Here is a 17,637-nt window from a genome sequence, read left to right as displayed (position 1 = left end):
TTCGCCGCTGCGGCTGCCTTCTTCTTTGCGAGTTCATCAGCGTTGCCCGCACTCGCAGCTGCGGCTGGGGCTGGTGCCTCTTCCGGTGCCGGTGGTGGTGCAGATCCGCCAGCCTCTTTCGCCTTACGTCTTGCTAAAGCCTCAGCCTTTGCCTTTGCGGCCGCCTCTTTCTTTAATTGTTCGAGATCCTTCTCCCCGCTCATCGGTTAGATCACCTTCTTCCCTGTCTTCGCTTCGTAACGAATTTTATCCTTTAACTTATTGATTCCGTATATTAAAGCAGCAGGGTTAGGCGGGCATCCTGGGATATAGACATCCACCGGAACAATCTGATCGACTCCTTTAACAACGGAATACGATTTTACATACGGTCCGCCGGCAGTCGCACATGAACCCATTGCTATCACCCATTTAGGCTCCGGCATTTGGTCATATAAACGGCGTAAGATCGGTGCCATTTTTTTCGTCACCGTACCTGAAACAATCATACAATCGGATTGCCGCGGTGACGTACGGAAAATCGTCCCAAACCGGTCAAGGTCATAGTTCGCTCCCCCCGTGCCCATCATCTCAATCGCACAACAAGCCAGACCAAATGTCATCGGCCACAAAGAATTACTCCGTGCCCATGCCTTAATTTGCTCCAGCGTGGCAAAAAATACATTTCGTTCTAACTCTCTTATTTCATCCGGTGTGAAATCTTCTAGTCTTAAATCCATCGTAACACCTTCTTCTTCCAAGCATATACTAGGCCAAGTAAAAGCATCGCAACAAAAATTAACATCTCGACGAGCGCAAAAATCCCCAGCTTATCATAAGCAACCGCCCATGGATATAAAAACACTGTTTCTACATCAAAAATAACAAACATCAGGGCAAAAATATAATAGCGGACATTGAACTGCACACGCGAATCGTGAAATGGCTCAATACCGCTTTCATATGTGGTATTCTTCTCATCGCTCGGATTATTCGGACGCAGAAGTTTCCCAAAAGATAACGCCACCACAGGCAGCAGCACACCAAGACATAGGAACACAAAAACTATCAGATAATTATTCTGATATACATTAAGTTCCATGTCTATCCCCTCCAATGTTGTAAATTTTCATACTAATTAAATATGTAACCGAATTCATTATAGCACTGTTACAAACCCGTGTCGACAAACCAACTTTATAAAAATTGGAATTCTATCGCCGCGACAATTCCCCATTTTTAGCCTCGTGAGAGCTCGCTCTCAAAAGAGGCTAAAAATGGGGAATTTCGCAAGCTGGAGCGTCAGCGGAAGCGCAATGTGCGTTAGCACATGGCGATAGAAATACAATTTTCACACTAAACTTGTCTCAAGACACGGGTCCCTCCCCCCCCTGAGCGTTTGCGTGATCTCGCTCGAGAAGCTCCCCTGAAAAACATCAGAGATGACGCAAGAGCGAACCAGCTAATACTAATCAAAAGTGCGCGCTTTCGGTGCACGTGATCTGGAGCGTCAGCGGAAGATGACGTGCCTAAAACAGGGTTCGCAAGAACCCCAGTAACCCTACTAAAATAATCGACAACAACCACTATTTAACAATAATTTTCTCTCTTTTGTCTGTGAGATTTGTCATCAAATGTTCACTTTTCTTTACTATTTTTAAAAAATAAACAAAAATCACTCTTTTTTATCAAAAGATGACACAAACTGTTATATTACTAGAACATTTCCTAACATCCGTACTCGAGTCCAACTATTATTTCCATTTCCCCTATCATCATATGCAGAATTGCCCTCATCATACCACCTGCAGAAAAAACTGAGTCTTTCTCACCACACATATCTTTCCCACTCAAAAAGCCAGTCGCAAGACTGGCCCAACTAATACTATAAAAAAAATAAACACGCTTAGAAATGCAATGATGATTAACTAATAGAGATATTGATTGACGACCGTTAACGCAAAAAATGATTCGACAGAGTAGTCAATAGACCTTATTAACGACCGGCAGCCCCAAAAATCATTCATCCGGGTAGTCAATAGACCTTATTAACGACTGCCATCACCAAAAATCATTCATCCGGGTAGTCAATCACAACCTGCAAGCGAACATATATACATAGTTACTCCAGCCTCAATACCCAAACAAGAATATAATTTTTATTGTTTACGATAGTTACCGGAACCCGCACCTTACCTATATCCCACTCTCTAACAACCTAACCTATATACCTTTCGCCATCCTAGTCTTACCGACCTTATACCCCTTACCAATCATCTCCTGAACAAGATGAACGGTCACATAGGCATGCTCATCCACTGCATAAATCAAATTCTTCAGCTGAACAATTTCCTGCCTATTAATCACGATATAAAGCACATCCTTATTATCACCGGTATAACCGCCGCGTCCCTCTAAAACGGTAATTCCTCGTGATAACTTATTCGTAATCGCATCTAACACCAATTCAGATGAATTAGAAATAATCAGGACAGCCACCTTTTCTTCTAGCCCTTCCACGATAAAATCAATCGCCTTAGCGCCTAAGTAAACTGCAATCAACGTATACATCGCTTTCCCGAGCCCAATGATAAACACCGAGCCGGCCACTACGATAATATCAATTGCCAAAATACCTTTCCCCATACTCCAGCCAAGAAACTGGTTGGCAAGCCTCGCTAAGATCGTCGTCCCGCCCGAGGTTCCCCCGGCACGAAAAATAATCCCTAAGCCGCCTCCCACCAATAAACCGGCAAAGATAGCCGCTAATAACGTGTCATTGGTAAGCTGTTTTCCCGTTTCCTCGGTAATAAACAAAAACAAAGAACATGAAAAAATGGAAAATAACGTATAAATAATAGCTCTTTTCTCCAAAAACTTCATTCCTACCAAAACAAGCACCGTATTGAGGACAAAATTCACAATCCCAGGCGACCAGTGGAACAAATAGTGAAAAATAATCGTTAAGCCGATAATCCCGCCTTCTGACAACAGGTTTGGGATTGTAAAATAGTTAATACCTATTGAAAAAATAAGCGAACCCAGCAAAATGTATAAACAATCTTTGATCGTTTTTCTCATCGCGCTCAACTTCCCCGTATCAAATTCCGAATTTCTTTTTAAAACTATTGCTGGAAGATGAATTTATAGCTATCACCTAAAATATACTGTTTCCCGCGATGGACAGGCTCGTCGTTTTCATCATAAACGGTCGTTTCCATATAAAATAAAGGCTCACCGCTTGAAGTATTGAGTAATTGCACTTCATCCTCTGATGCCCTGACAATCTCCAATGTCGTCTCCCAGGAACCACGAGGCTTAATATTCAGCTTTTCTTCAATTACTTTATAGACGGATCCCTCTAAATCCTCATTCAGTAAGATATGGAACTTTTTATAAGAGTAATAATTGTTTTCAATCATAATCGGAGAATCACCAGCATAGCGTACCCGTTGAATAAATAACAGGGCATCCCCTTCATCCAGCTGCAGCAATTCAATATCCTTTGCTGTTGGCTGAATAATTTCCTTTTTAATCACTTTACTGCTCGCTGTCAGGCCATTCGCCTTACAGGCATCACTAAAGCTTAAAAAGTGGACAATCTTTCGCTCAATCTTCCTTTTGTTAACAAACGTCCCTTTTCCCTGCCGCTTTACCAGAAACCCATCTTCAACCAGCTCAAGAATCGCCTTTCTTACGGTAATCCTGCTGATTTTATATTCTTCACTTAATTCTGCTTCCGTTGGGATTTTATCCCCATACTTTAATTCCCCATTCAAGATGGAGCTGAGAAGTGATTCCTTTAATTGAATATATAAAGGAATCTGGTCATCCTGTCTTAACACATCAATCACCTGCCTAATTTTCTTATTAGCAAACTATATAGGGAGGAAAGCCCCCTCCCTTTAATCATTTAGTTCCACCTGCTGTTTTTTCTATTGTTATTACAAGTATATATAAATAATTTCCAGCTATCAATTTGTTTTAATCGGCTAACACTCCTGAAAGCACGTCCAACGTCCGTTCCATCGCCTCATCCGGGTTCTGCACATATTGATAGGATGTATACTCTAAAGTGAGCGATCCCTGATAACCTTGTTGACTCAACTGATCAATATATTTCTGCAGCGGTAAGACCCCATCTCCCCATACCAAATGGCCTTCCGGTTTTCCATCAATAAAATGAATATGGACAATCTCGTCTTTAAGGATGCTGAAATAATCATTGAAATCTTCATTAGCTAGAGCCATTGGAATGGTATCAATCATCCCTTTAAGGAAGGGACTATTTACTTCCTCTAGCATCGCTTTTAACGACTTCGCATCGTTGATAATATTGGATTCTACTCTTGTTAAAGGTTCAAGTGCAAGGGTTAACCCAAGTTCGCCTGAAACGGCTGATAATCTTTCAAGAGAATCTCTCGTTCGCTTCCAAGCTTCCTTTTTATCTTCATTTTCATAGCCCCAGCCTGGCGTAACTAATAGTAAGGGTGCCTCTAATTCTTTTGCCGCCTCCGCTGATTTGATGAAATATTGGATGCTTCTTTCCCGAATGCCATCCTCTTTGGCCGCAAGGTTGATTGGATACACACACTGTTCCGGTGTAAAACAGACCACCGATAAGTTTCTTCTATTAATCTCTCTTTTTATATTTTTCATATCGTGAAGTGTTAGTTCATCTACATAAAAGTGAGGGGATGCTCCCCATAATTCAATATTTTTGCATTCATATCGAACCATTGCATCTAAAAAGTATTCCAAAGGATAGTGCTTATAATGGAAGTTCATTCCCGTAATTTGATCCCTCGTGATCTTTGACATTTCCCCATCCCCTTCACTTCATCCTGTATTTATTTTTAAAAACAAAAACTATCTAATTTACTAAGATATTCAAAGTTAATATAACATCATAATATGTTATAAGTCAATTTGATATTAGTGTCTATTAAAATATAAAATTTAATTTTCAAAAGAGATTGACAATTTATATCATGTATAATACTATAACATCATATAATGTATTATTATATGTTAGACCAAACAGTCCTAAGGAGGAAAAATGAATGGTAAACTCACAAGTAGTTGTAGATCCACAGGTAAAAAATGTGTTAGATGCTTTGAAAGGGCGCACAATTAACCATGTTTACTTTGTTGCATGCGGCGGTTCCTCTGCTATCATGTATCCGAACAAATATATCATGGACCGAGAAGCAAAAAACATTCCTTCTGATGTATACAGCTCCAATGAATTCATTCATCGCAACCCTAGAAAACTTGGCGAAAATTCTCTTGTCATCTTGTGCTCGATGTCAGGTACCACTCCTGAAACCGTAAAGGCTGCTGAATTTGCCCGTCAAAAAGGAGCATTAACAGTTGGTTTCACAAACGAACCAACCTCCCCGCTGGCACAGGAAAGTGAATTCGTTGTTAAATACGAATGGGGCGCTGAGTCCGTTGCCTTCAATACCAACTTAGGCTTACTATATCAACTAACGATGGGTGTTTTAAACGTCCTAGAAGGAAACGAAAGGTTTGACAAAATGGTCAATAGCTTATCCAATACCCAGGCCGCCTTTGAAAAAGCTGGCAAGCAATTTGCAGATCGAGCCCAACAATTTGGTCAATCATACAAAGATGAAAAAGTGATCTATACGATGGCAAGCGGAGCCAACTATGGAATAGCCTATTCCTACACTACTTGCATCCTTTTAGAAATGCAGTGGATTCACTCCAACGCCATTCACGCAGGTGAATACTTCCATGGTCCATTTGAAATCATTGATGAAGAAGTACCATTTATTATTCTAGTTGGCTTAGATGAAACACGTCCACTAGATGAAAGAGCATTAGATTTTTCAAAAAAATACGGTAAAAAACTCGTCGTATTAGATGCAAAAGAGCTTGATTTAGAAGGCATTGACGAAGAGTTAAAAGGTTATATCGCGCCACTTGTCTTAAATTACGTTCTCCGCCGCTATGCAGAACAATTAGCTGATGCTCGTAATCACCCGCTTTCAAAAAGAAGATATATGTGGAAAGTAGAATACTAAGAAAAGCGCAAGGCGCTTAGACTTCGGCGACAAGCACAAGACGAGCCGGCCGAAAGGTTGTTCATTAACCTTTTGGACGGATTGGCTTGTGACCTCGAGCCGATGGCGCCTGGAGCTGGACAATTCTCGAAGTCGAAATTTATACTTTCTTATCTCTTAAAATGAAACCGCTCCCTAAGCCTTAAAGACTTAGGGAGTTTTTTATAAGCGTAATAGAAGAACCTGTTCTACAAAGAACAGGTTCCCTTTGCCTTAGCCAATCGTAATCCTTTTGGCACGCTTTTTCCCGTGGCCGAAGGCACCAAAGCGCTGGCATGTTTCAGACGCAGCCGCCGCACCCTTTTCCATCGCCTCCTCGGCGTTCCCAGACAAGACATATTCTTTTAAAAAGATCGCTACAAAGGTGTCACCTGCACCCAGTGTATCGACTACCACTGTCTCTACGATTCCTTGCTTATATAGCTGTTTTGAATCGGAAAATAAAGATCCTTCCGAACCCCTGGTCACAATAATATTAGGTGTCCCAAGCTGGTGAACACGCGCGATTAATGCTTCACACTCAACGTTTGTTAAGTCGCCGCCAGAGAAAATTGCAAACTTTATAAAGGGGCAAACAAGCTCTAAATAGTCCTCATCGTATTTCGTTGAAAAATCAAATGAGATATCAATATACTGCTGCAATAATGGCAATTCTTTTTCTAAATGGCTGAATACGCTTGTATGCAGCAGTGAGAAAGTGCTGATAAACGCCAGTTCAGATTCAGTAAAGTTCAATTTCAGTTCTTTCTGAACACCGCCTTTATTCGAGCCGACAAACTTACGGTCGCCCTGCTCATCCAACGTAACAACAGCTTCTCCCGAGGGTCCGAACACTTTTCTTACCCGGGAAACATCAATTTGTTCCTGTGCTAACGAGTTGACAATATGCTCGCCCTCTTCGTCATTCCCGACAATCCCAATATATGAAACTTCCTCTACACCGTAACGCTTCCAAAAAACAGCCACATTGACGGCATTCCCGCCGGGGAACATTTCTTCCCGATCCTCATAATAATCAACTACATTATCTCCAACCGCTATTAATCTCATAAATTGTTCCTCCCATTAGTGAATAAGGGAAAGATATCCTCTTTCCCTTACGCTTTTTAATATGCTACTGTCCGGTAATATCTTCGAATCTCTAAAGAGTGATTCCGTTTATCCTCTAGGTGAACGCTAAGTCTTTGGAGAAGAGTCGACGTAACAATTGGTGATAAATATTTTCTGAACTCCAAACTGATTCCATCTAGTGCATAGTCTTTTGTATCAAGAACCGTTAATTTCTTCGTATACTGTTCAGCAAACCGCTCAACACGATTCATTAGTGGACGAGTTTCATCTTCCCCTTTTAACAGAATCATGCTTGTATCTTCTTCAACCAACTCCAAGGTGCCATGGAAGAACTCCGCCGCATGGATGGATTTCGTTTTAATCCATTGCATTTCTTCCAATACACACATCGCATAAGAGTAGGCACGGCCCCATGTGGTACCTGAACCAACCACCATATGGTACGGCTCATCCTTATAAACAATGGCAAACGCTTCTGCTTTAGGCTCAAATTTTTCTTTTGTCTCGATTAACTTTTCTGGAAGTATTTCAAGCTGTGCGGCAAATCTTTCATATTCAGGGAAATCGCCATTTTTATGCATCAGTCTAAAAATAAGGTGGAAGAGCACCAATTGATTGGAATCACTGGCAAAATCATTCTCTGCAAAGTTGACTAATGGGAAGTCTACAATGTCAGCAAGCGGCTTATTGTACTCACCAGTTATGCCAATAGTCGTTGCTCCTCTTTCTTTACAGTATCTTGCTGCAGCAACCGTCTCCTCTGTCGTTCCTGATAGAGAAGATAGAATAACTAGTGACTCTTCGCTTAACTGTTTATGATTTTGTAGAATAAATTCTGCGGCAATTTCCGCATAGGCTGGAATCGTAGATGTTGAGTTCACTATATATTCGAATGGATAGAAGGTTGCCACTGCCCCGCCGGATCCGATTAAGAAAAGGTTTTTAAACCCTTTTTCATAGATTTTATCTACTACTCTTTCAATTTCTTCTCTCAGCCCGATGGCTCCACCTGTCACCTTTAAATACTTTTCTCTGCTAAAGTTCAACATTGCGTCCACTCCCTATTATTATTTTTAAGCCGGTAAATTTGGCTGTTGATTTCCTCTCCAGGCGCTCGCTTTCCGCGGGCGTGCCGGGGAGCCTCCTCGGCCCCGTACTCCCGCAGGACATTGAAATTCATCCTCGAATCCGCCCACGCACGAAGAAAATGCGATAGCATTTTCGAGGAGTCGGCGCCTTCCGATCCAATCAACAGAGTATAAAAAACAATATTGGTTAACAGAACCTATTTTAAAAAATTATCCCTTCACACTTCCCTCGGCTAAGCCGCGGACAAAGTATTTTTGCATCATGAGGAAGATGGCAATCAGTGGAATTGCGGAAATAACCAAACCAGCCATCAATACGCCCCAATTCGTACTCAAGGCACCTTTAAACACTAAGAGTCCAGAGGTAATTGGTTTAACATCTTCTGTTTGAATAAAGAGAATCGAAAATAAAAACTCATTCCAAGCATAATAAGCGGTTAAAATTACACCCGTGAACAGAATCGGTCTGCTCATTGGCAGGAATATTTTTGTAAACACCTTAAAGCTGTTAGCCCCATCGAGGTAAGCAGATTCCTCTAACTCTTTCGGAATCGAAAGGAAAAAGGAACGGATTAACAGCACGGTTAAAGGAATGCGGTAGGCCGTAAACGTTAGAATCAATGCCCAGTAAGTATCAAAGATTCCCAGCTTTTGAACCAGCTCATAGAGCGGAATTAAACTGCTTTGCGGGGAAAACATCAGACCTGCTGAAACAAACAAGAGCAGAAACTTGCCGCCTTTGATTTGAAAACGAGTCAATCCATACGCACACAAGGCACTTACTAACACCGTCAACAAACAGGTCCCGCCCGTGATAATCAAACTATTCATGAAGTAGCTGGAAACCCCTTGTTCCCAAGCCGTCGTATAATTCGAAAACAGCCACTCTTTTGGAAGTCCCCAGCTGTCGTTAAAAATGGCAGCCGTCGTTTTAAAGGAGTTAATGATCATCCAGAACAATGGATAGGCAATGGCCGCAAAGTAAAGGAGTAAAAAGAGAAAGATCAATCCGACAACGATTGAAAAGCCAGATTTGCTTTTAGTAGATTTCAAGTTTAGACCAGCAATTTCCTCGAGCTTTCCATCTTGTCTTACTGAATCTCCCTGTGATTCCACCAGCTTCATTTCTACTCCTCCCCTGTTTTTAAGAATTTATTCTGTACAAAATAAAAGATAAGTGTGATACCAAGAATCACGTTTGCGATCGCTGAAGCGAATCCTGGTTCATTATCAATAAACGCTTTTTGATAGAGATATGTACTAAAAACCTGTGATGAGTTCCCCGGACCACCACTTGTTAATACATATACTTCACTAAAAACTAAGAACGAGCCAGTCACTGTATAGATTAATAGAACAAAGGTCATTTCTTTTACTTGTGGGACAGTAATGCTGAAGAATGTACGAATCTTTCCGGCCCCATCGATGGTGGCCGCTTCATATAATTCTCCTGGAACCTTTTGCACTGCTAGTACATACAACATGACCGCATATCCAATACTTTGCCATTGAGAGACAAAAATGACTGCATAAATCGCTGTTTTGGGGTTGCCCAGCCAGCCCTCTGCCCAATCCCCTAGTCCGATTAGTCGTAAGAAACTGTTTAGCAGCCCTACTTCCGGATTGTAAATAAAACTAAACAGGATTCCGATGACCGTCATCGAGATGAGAACGGGTATAAAAAAGGTTGTCCGGAAGAAGGTAGAAAATCTCCTGAAAATCTTATCTTCCAGTACCGCTGCAATCACTAACCCAAGACCAACCTGCATAATCACAGAGATCACCGCGTATAACATATTGTTTTTTATCACTTTGTAAAAAACAGGATCTTTAAAGAGTCGTAGATAATTATCTAGGAAAACAAAGCTTCTATCTGATGTAAATGGGTTCCATTCATAAAAGCCATTTACGACATTTCGAACTAATGGGTAGTATACAAATAAAGCCAGCATAATTAAGGCAGGTGCCATGTAAAGAATTGGGACCATTCGTGTTCTGCGCATCTTAACCCCCCCAAACAACAAAATCATTTAGCATTTTGCCGGTTAAAAGGGAGTTGTTGTCTCTCTTAACCGGCACCTTTGATAGATTTGTAGATACTGTTACTTGTTATACACTTGTTTTGCTGCTTCTTGAACACTCTTCATAACATCTGCAGGCTTCATTCCGCCGCCAAGCATCGTTTGTACTCCATCACCGTATGGTTTGAAGATTCGGCTGTCTAACGCACTATCAGTCCAGATCAACATATTTTTCTGTTCCTTAATTAAATCCATTGCTTTTACTTCTTCTTTCGTTGCGCTATTCTCATTGACAGCGTCAACAACGGTGCTAGCTAATCCAGTATCCTTAATTAACTTTTCTCCATTTGCCTTAGACGTCATAAACTTCAAGAACGCCATCGCTTCTTTCGGATGAGTAGATTTACTGTGAATCATAAAGCCTTCAGGTGCGCCGATTAAACCGCCCTGATCCCCTTTTGCCCCATCAATCGTTGGTACCTTAAATGTATCCCATTTAAACGTTGCATCTTTCATATACGTAATTTCCTGTGTTTCTAGGAATGTGATTGCTGCCTTCCCGCCAAGGAAGAGGCCTCTTGCTTCATCGTGTGCGACTGCATTTGGGTCGTCATTAAAATATGGTCTTAATTCATTTAATTTCTTTAATGCCTCTACATATCCAGGGTCGGTAAACTTGGCCCCCTGATAGCTAAGATCTTTGTCCAGCACTTCCTTAGGAACTAAACGCTGATTCAAAGCTGTTACATAGTGAGCAGCAGCCCAAGGTGATTTATTTCCCAGGATGATTGGCGTTGTTCCATTCTTTTTAATCGTTGCCAATACGTTCATGAACTCATCCCAAGTAGTTGGTGCTTTCAATCCCAACTTATCAAATAAATCTTTGTTATAGAAGAATAGCTTGCTGTCTGTAAAAAGCGGTACTCCATAGACTTTGTCATCCTTTTTAAAGAAGTCTACTTGTGAGCTGATTAACTGGTTAGACCACTCAGTGTCATCTTGATAGTATTTTGTCAGATCTAACGCCACACCATCTCTTATAAACTTTTGTCCATATTCTCCAGCCCAGCTAAAGAATACATCAGGTGGATTCTGGCTTCCTAAAAGAACATTTGCTTTTTGCTTATAATCATCGTTTAATGCGGTTACCTCTTCGACTTTAATGTTAGGATTTTGTTTTTCAAACTCGGCAATAACACTTTTAAAATAGGACTTGTACGGCTCATTTGGCCAACGGTAAAAAAATGTGATCGTAGTCTTTCCATCTTTTGATTTTGAAGTAGTGCTTTTTGAGGAACAACCGATAATTAATGACATAACCATTAAAATAATGACAGCTACACTAAACCAACGTTTCACATACATTCCCCCCAGTAAATTCACTCTCATGGCAAAAGTTTTTAAACCGCTTTCATAAAGAACTAAACCAATATGTTTACTCTTTTGTTCATCCTCCTTCGACCTAATCTGTCAGCGTTTATCACCTGTTGTATTATAATATATTATTACATGTTATAACGTTTGTCGTCAATATCGAAATAGCTAAAACTTTCAAACAATTTGTTACGGATTGATAAATACTTTATTTACTATTTTTCGATTAACGAATTTAGTATTGTAGAATACTTCTTTATTAGATAAAAATATCATAATAACAGCAATTCTGATAGAAAAAAATTATTTATTTAAAAATAAAATAGCTTATATAGAAAATGATTTTCCTTTTGTAAACACAAAAAACCCCTCCGGCAGACACCAGAGAGGTTTTAAATTATATTTATAATCTTTTTTCCGATACGGCGAGGCGATTGATTGCACGCTGCAACGCAAGCTCAGCACGTCTGAAATCCATATGCTCAGCACGCTGGTCTCTCATACGCTGCTCGGCACGTTCCTTCGCTCTTAGGGCACGTTCCACATCAATATCAGATGCTTTCTCAGCCGATTGGGCCAGAACTGTCACTTGATCAGGACGAACCTCCAAGAATCCACCGCTCACTGCGATAAATTCTGTCTTTCCATCCTTTTTCAGACGAACCGAACCTATTTCAAGCGGAGCAACCAATGGAATATGGCCGGGTAAAATACCTAACTCACCACTTTTAGCTTTGGTACTTACCATTTCCACATCTGATTCATACACCGGGCCATCGGGAGTAACAACACTGACTTTAATCGTCTTCATTTTTTACCCTCCTGGCTCTCTTTAGACCTCTACACCCATACGTTTTGCACTTTCAACCACTTCTTCAATACGGCCGACAAGACGGAACGCATCTTCAGGAAGGTGATCATATTTACCCTCAAGGATATCTTTAAATCCTTTAACCGTTTCTTTAACAGGAACATATGAACCTGGCTGGCCAGTAAACTGCTCCGCCACGTGGAAGTTCTGTGACAAGAAGTTCTGGATACGACGCGCACGGAATACGACTAACTTATCATCATCAGAAAGTTCGTCCATACCAAGGATCGCGATAATATCCTGTAACTCACGGTATTTTTGTAAAGTCGATTGAACCGCACGAGCTACTGTATAGTGCTCTTCACCAACGATATCCGGTGCCAATGCACGAGAAGTCGAAGCAAGTGGATCCACCGCAGGGTAAATACCCATCTCAGAAAGCTTACGCTCAAGGTTTGTTGTTGCATCAAGGTGCGCGAAAGTAGTAGCCGGAGCCGGGTCCGTATAGTCATCGGCAGGTACATAAATCGCTTGGATTGATGTTACAGAACCTTTATTTGTTGACGTAATACGCTCTTCTAGTCTACCCATTTCAGTAGCAAGCGTTGGCTGGTAACCTACCGCAGATGGCATACGGCCAAGTAGGGCAGAAACCTCAGAACCTGCTTGCGTGAAACGGAAAATATTATCGATAAATAACAATACGTCTTGTCCTTGCTCATCACGGAAATATTCAGCCATCGTCAAACCAGTCAAGGCAACACGCATACGTGCACCCGGCGGCTCGTTCATTTGTCCGAATACCATCGCTGTTTGCTTAATAACGCCGGAATCTGTCATTTCGTGGTAAAGGTCGTTCCCTTCACGAGTACGTTCACCTACACCAGCGAAAACAGAAATACCGCTGTGCTCTTGAGCGATGTTATTAATTAATTCCTGGATTAAAACGGTTTTACCTACACCGGCACCACCGAATAGTCCGATTTTACCACCTTTAATATACGGTGCTAAAAGGTCTACTACCTTAATTCCAGTTTCAAGAATTTCTACCTGAGTAGAAAGCTCTTCAAATGTTGGTGCTTCACGGTGAATAGAATCACGGCGGGCACTTGCTGGTACATCCTCTTTCAAGTCAATTGCTTCACCTAATACGTTAAATACACGACCAAGTGTTACATCACCAACTGGAACAGAAATCGGCTTACCAGTATCTTCTACTTCCACACCACGAGTTAAACCATCAGTGGTTGACATCGCGATCGTACGAACAGTATCATCACCTAAATGAAGGGCTACTTCAAGGGTCAAGTTGATATCAACATCTGATTCATTACGCGCTGAATTGACAACTCTTAATGCATTATAGATCTCAGGCAATTGACCATTCTCAAACTTAACGTCAACAACCGGACCCATAATCTGAAGAACGCGTCCTTTGTTCATCGTTTTCCCTCCTAACTTACTCTTTACAAGAATTCAAACATCCTTCTGAAAAATGAACCTTGTTCCTGCACCTTACTCGTAACCATTGTAATAAGAAAATAGGAGCGCTCCACCATTTCTCACTACGATACTCATCAAGGTCACTGAACAGCGTCCATTTTCACTAAAGGCGTGTTGGTAATGGTGCCTGTCACCAAGCACTATTCTAATGCTGCCGCACCGCCGACGATTTCGGTAATTTCTTGGGTAATCGCTGCTTGACGTGCACGGTTAAATACTAATGTATAGTGATTAATTAATTCTTTTGCGTTATCAGTTGCGTTTCTCATTGCCGTCATCCGGGCAGCATGTTCACTTGCCTTGCTGTCAAGCAGGGCACCGTAAATTAAGCTTTCCGCATATTGTGGCAGGAGAACTTCTAAAATTTCTTCTGCAGAGGGCTCAAATTCATAAGAAGTGAGTTTGTGAGAAGTAGATAAATCCGTTAACGGAAGTAATTTCTTCTCGGTCACTTCCTGTGAAATCGCACTTATATAATGATTGTAAAAGACATATAATTCATCGAAGGTACCATCAGCAAACATGGCAACCGTATTGCGGGTTACATCTTGAACATCCGCAAAATTTGGCTGTGCAGGGATACCGATAATTTCTAAGATAACATTCATATTGCGCTTTACAAAATAATCACGGGCCACTCTTCCGATTGCAATAATAGCGAACTCATCATTCGATTTGTGACGGCTCTGAATCGTCTGATGAACTTTACGAATGACGTTACTGTTAAACGCACCGGCAAGTCCACTATCACTTGTGATCACAATATAACCTGTTTTCTTAACAGGACGAGATTTAAGCATTGGGTGATTCACACCGCCTGAGCCGATCGCAATCGACGCCGTTACTTCCTGGATTTTCTCCATGTACGGTACAAATGATTTAGCATTTGTAACAGCACGGTTCCATTTCGCAGCAGAGGTCATTTCCATTGCTTTTGTGATTTGACTCGTCTTTTTTGTCGAATTAATACGTGTTTTTATTTCGCGTAATGAAGCCATAGGTTCTCACCACCCTTTTTCAAAGAATGTCTGGCCCGGCGCACGGCAGCCTTACGGCGGCCGCACTGCCCAGCCTTACTACATGTCAGACCCTATTATTCGGAAACTGCAAACGTCTTTTTGAAGTCGTTGATTGCAGAAGCCATATCCTCATCAGAAGGAAGATCCTTCGTTTTTGTAATATGGTCTAACAACTCTTTGCGGTTGTGGTCTAACCAATTATGGAAATCTGATTCAAAACGACGGATATCCTGTAATGGAATATCATCAAGGAAACCGCGTGTTAATGCGTAAAGGATTACTACTTGCTTTTCAACAGTAAGCGGCTTGTGAAGATCTTGTTTAAGAACTTCAACCGTACGGGCACCGCGGGCAAGCTTCGCTTGGGTTGCCTTATCAAGGTCAGAACCAAATTGAGAGAAAGCCTCTAATTCACGGTAAGATGCAAGGTCAAGACGTAATGTACCTGCTACCTTTTTCATCGCCTTAATTTGGGCAGATCCACCTACACGTGATACGGAAAGACCTGCGTTGATCGCCGGACGAACACCGGAGAAGAAGAGGTCAGATTGTAAGAAAATTTGTCCATCTGTGATGGAGATAACGTTTGTTGGGATATAAGCAGAAACGTCACCTGCTTGTGTTTCAATAAATGGTAATGCTGTAATCGAACCAGCACCAAGAGTATCGTTAATTTTACATGCACGCTCTAGCAAACGGCTGTGTAAGTAGAATACATCCCCTGGATATGCTTCACGGCCTGGAGGACGACGAAGCAGCAAGGAAAGCTCACGGTAAGCAGCGGCTTGTTTAGACAAGTCATCATATACGATTAGAACATGCTTGCCTTCATACATGAATTCTTCCGCCATCGCAACGCCAGCGTAAGGTGCTAAGAATAGCATTGGAGATGGCTGTGATGCAGAAGCTGTAACAACGATAGAGTAATCTAATGCACCATATTTACGAAGGGTTTCAACCGCACCACGTACAGTTGACTCTTTTTGACCAATCGCAACATAGATACAAATCATGTTTTGACCTTTTTGGTTCAAAATAGTATCGATCGCAACAGATGTTTTACCTGTTTGACGGTCACCGATAATTAACTCACGCTGACCACGGCCGATTGGCACAAGTGCGTCAATCGCTTTGATACCAGTTTGTAATGGCTCATGAACAGACTTACGAGCCATAACGCCAGGAGCAATTGCTTCTACTGGGCGAGTTTTAGTTGTATTGATTGGACCCATTCCATCAACTGGTTGACCGAGTGCGTTCACAACGCGTCCGATTAAGGCTTCCCCAACGGGAACCTCCATGATGCGGCCTGTGCGGCGTACTTCGTCACCTTCACGGATTTCTGTGTAAGGTCCAAGGATGATGATACCGACGTTATTCTCTTCAAGGTTTTGTGCCATACCCATAACGCCGTTTGAGAATTCAACAAGTTCTCCAGCCATGACATTGTCGAGGCCATGAACACGTGCGATACCGTCACCGATTGAGATAACTGTACCGACATCAGTTACTTGAATTTCTGCCTGATAGTTTTCAATTTGTGATTTAATCAGGGCACTGATTTCTTCAGCTTTGATGCTCATGAGTTTCACCCCTATTCTTTCAGATCTTAGCTTAACAATTTACGTTCTAAACGGTCTAGCTTGCCGCGCAAGCTGCCGTCATAAATCCGATTTCCAATGCGCAAGCGAATGCCGCCAAGCAGGTTGGAATCGACGATATTTTCAATTCTTAGTGATTTTTTGCCAATTTTCGCAGCAAATGTCGCAGATAATGCCTCGCGTTCAGCATCCGTCAATTCACGAGCGCTGTACACTTCCGCATCTGCAATTCCCTTTGCTTCATTTGCCAGTTCAAGGAACTGGTCGATTACTTCGACAATTTGATCCTCGCGATGACGATCAATTAAGATTAACACCGTATTAAGGACATACACATTCACTGATGCAAAAGCATTTTTCACAATCTCTTTTTTCTTATCAATCGTAAGTTTTGAAGATTTTAGAACAGCCTTTAAATCAGCGTTGTATTCCAAGACTTCCTTAACTACACGAAGGTCTTCTTCTACTTGATTTAGAATCTGCTGTTCATTCGTGATTTGAAAAAGAGCGGACGCGTAGCGTTTTGCTACCATAGTGTTGCTCATCGTCCTTCTCCTGCCTCTTTAATATATTCGTTAATTAGTGCATCTTGATCTGCAGCTGTTAATTCCTTTTCAATCACTTTAGAAGCAATTAACACAGACAAGGAAGCAACCTGTTCGCGAATGGCAGCAACAGCTTTTTCCTTTTGCTGCTCGATTTCAAGCTTGGCAGCTTCTTTCATGCGATCTGCTTCAGCCCGGGCAGTCGCGATGATTTCTTCACGCTGAACATCGCCTTGCTTTTTCGCATTTTCAATCAAGTTTTGTGCATCATTACGTGCTTCTTTTAAAAGGTTACGCTGCTCTTCTAAAAGTTTTTTCGCTTCTAAATGGCTGTTTTCTGCCGAGGTAATTTCATTAGAGATATGCTCTTCACGTTGTTTCATAATGCCCATTAATGGACCCCACGCGAATTTTTTAAGCAATGCTAACAAAATAATAAATACGATTAGCTGGAAGAAGATATCTCCAGTATTAATGTGGCCGCTATGTTCGCCAGCTTCAGCGGCAGTGGCCAGTACAAAACTGCTAGTTAACAC

The 17,637-nt window shown here is 41.6% G+C and carries 17 protein-coding genes and 1 pseudogene; 1 reads left to right on the top strand and 17 read right to left on the bottom strand.

Features of this window, described 5'->3' with window-relative positions:
* The 6 genes and pseudogenes from COD92_RS32820 to COD92_RS14070 form a co-directional block, all read right to left on the bottom strand.
* Positions 1-203: pseudogene (locus COD92_RS32820) on the bottom strand (NADH-quinone oxidoreductase subunit C); the annotation flags it as partial.
* A 3-nt stretch (positions 204-206) separates the two neighbouring features.
* Entirely contained in the window at positions 207-719 is a 513-nt protein-coding gene (locus COD92_RS14090) for a NuoB/complex I 20 kDa subunit family protein (RefSeq protein ID WP_141561107.1), read from the bottom strand.
* The gene (locus COD92_RS14085) at positions 710-1,081 is read right to left on the bottom strand and encodes an NADH-quinone oxidoreductase subunit A (protein WP_098527788.1); all 372 of its coding nucleotides are present in this window, start codon (positions 1,079-1,081) and stop codon (positions 710-712) included. The genes COD92_RS14090 and COD92_RS14085 overlap by 10 nt, the downstream gene beginning before the upstream one ends.
* 1,121 nt (positions 1,082-2,202) lie before the next feature.
* Positions 2,203-3,060 carry a YitT family protein gene (locus COD92_RS14080; RefSeq protein WP_098527787.1) on the bottom strand — a complete coding sequence of 286 codons (858 nt, stop codon included), beginning with the start codon at positions 3,058-3,060 and terminating at the stop codon, positions 2,203-2,205.
* Between the two features lie 44 nt (positions 3,061-3,104).
* The gene (locus COD92_RS14075) at positions 3,105-3,824 is read right to left on the bottom strand and encodes a GntR family transcriptional regulator (RefSeq protein WP_098527786.1); all 720 of its coding nucleotides are present in this window, start codon (positions 3,822-3,824) and stop codon (positions 3,105-3,107) included.
* Positions 3,825-3,963: 139 nt separating this feature from the next.
* Positions 3,964-4,800, bottom strand: coding sequence for a sugar phosphate isomerase/epimerase family protein (locus COD92_RS14070; protein WP_098527785.1), 837 nt, complete (start codon positions 4,798-4,800; stop codon positions 3,964-3,966).
* Positions 4,801-5,042: 242 nt separating this feature from the next.
* On the opposite strand from COD92_RS14070, the gene COD92_RS14065 reads away from it, so the two are divergent.
* Positions 5,043-6,029 carry an SIS domain-containing protein gene (locus COD92_RS14065; RefSeq protein ID WP_098527784.1) on the top strand — a complete coding sequence of 329 codons (987 nt, stop codon included), beginning with the start codon at positions 5,043-5,045 and terminating at the stop codon, positions 6,027-6,029.
* Positions 6,030-6,281: 252 nt separating this feature from the next.
* Here COD92_RS14065 and COD92_RS14060 read toward each other — a convergent pair whose 3' ends face one another.
* The 11 genes from COD92_RS14060 to COD92_RS14010 all read right to left on the bottom strand — a co-directional run bounded on the left by COD92_RS14060 (position 6,282) and on the right by COD92_RS14010 (position 17,637).
* Positions 6,282-7,118 carry a PfkB family carbohydrate kinase gene (locus tag COD92_RS14060; RefSeq protein WP_098527783.1) on the bottom strand — a complete coding sequence of 279 codons (837 nt, stop codon included), beginning with the start codon at positions 7,116-7,118 and terminating at the stop codon, positions 6,282-6,284.
* Between the two features lie 56 nt (positions 7,119-7,174).
* Positions 7,175-8,188, bottom strand: coding sequence for an SIS domain-containing protein (locus COD92_RS14055; protein ID WP_098996420.1), 1,014 nt, complete (start codon positions 8,186-8,188; stop codon positions 7,175-7,177).
* Positions 8,189-8,437: 249 nt separating this feature from the next.
* On the bottom strand, positions 8,438-9,352 hold the full coding sequence (locus COD92_RS14050) for a carbohydrate ABC transporter permease (RefSeq protein ID WP_098996419.1): 915 nt from the start codon (positions 9,350-9,352) through the stop codon (positions 8,438-8,440).
* 2 nt (positions 9,353-9,354) lie between these two features.
* Positions 9,355-10,230 carry a carbohydrate ABC transporter permease gene (locus COD92_RS14045; RefSeq protein ID WP_098527780.1) on the bottom strand — a complete coding sequence of 292 codons (876 nt, stop codon included), beginning with the start codon at positions 10,228-10,230 and terminating at the stop codon, positions 9,355-9,357.
* Positions 10,231-10,329: 99 nt separating this feature from the next.
* Positions 10,330-11,613 (bottom strand): ABC transporter substrate-binding protein, encoded by a 1,284-nt coding sequence (locus COD92_RS14040; protein WP_098527779.1) that lies wholly within the window; start codon positions 11,611-11,613, stop codon positions 10,330-10,332.
* Between the two features lie 412 nt (positions 11,614-12,025).
* Positions 12,026-12,433 (bottom strand): F0F1 ATP synthase subunit epsilon, encoded by a 408-nt coding sequence (locus COD92_RS14035; protein WP_098527778.1) that lies wholly within the window; start codon positions 12,431-12,433, stop codon positions 12,026-12,028.
* A gap of 21 nt (positions 12,434-12,454) precedes the next feature.
* The gene (gene atpD, locus COD92_RS14030; protein ID WP_098527777.1) at positions 12,455-13,876 is read right to left on the bottom strand and encodes a F0F1 ATP synthase subunit beta; all 1,422 of its coding nucleotides are present in this window, start codon (positions 13,874-13,876) and stop codon (positions 12,455-12,457) included.
* Positions 13,877-14,076: 200 nt separating this feature from the next.
* Entirely contained in the window at positions 14,077-14,934 is an 858-nt protein-coding gene (atpG, locus tag COD92_RS14025) for an ATP synthase F1 subunit gamma (RefSeq protein WP_098527776.1), read from the bottom strand.
* A gap of 95 nt (positions 14,935-15,029) precedes the next feature.
* Positions 15,030-16,538, bottom strand: coding sequence for a F0F1 ATP synthase subunit alpha (gene atpA / locus COD92_RS14020; protein ID WP_098527775.1), 1,509 nt, complete (start codon positions 16,536-16,538; stop codon positions 15,030-15,032).
* A gap of 26 nt (positions 16,539-16,564) precedes the next feature.
* The gene (locus tag COD92_RS14015) at positions 16,565-17,101 is read right to left on the bottom strand and encodes a F0F1 ATP synthase subunit delta (RefSeq protein ID WP_098527774.1); all 537 of its coding nucleotides are present in this window, start codon (positions 17,099-17,101) and stop codon (positions 16,565-16,567) included.
* A complete protein-coding gene (locus tag COD92_RS14010) occupies positions 17,098-17,637 on the bottom strand; it encodes a F0F1 ATP synthase subunit B (protein ID WP_098527773.1) in 540 nt (179 codons plus the stop codon). The genes COD92_RS14015 and COD92_RS14010 overlap by 4 nt, the downstream gene beginning before the upstream one ends.

This window comes from Bacillus sp. AFS037270 (assembly GCF_002585305.1).
The sequence above is the reverse complement of the archived record's forward strand: the minus strand, read 5'-3'. Positions and strand labels throughout refer to the sequence as shown.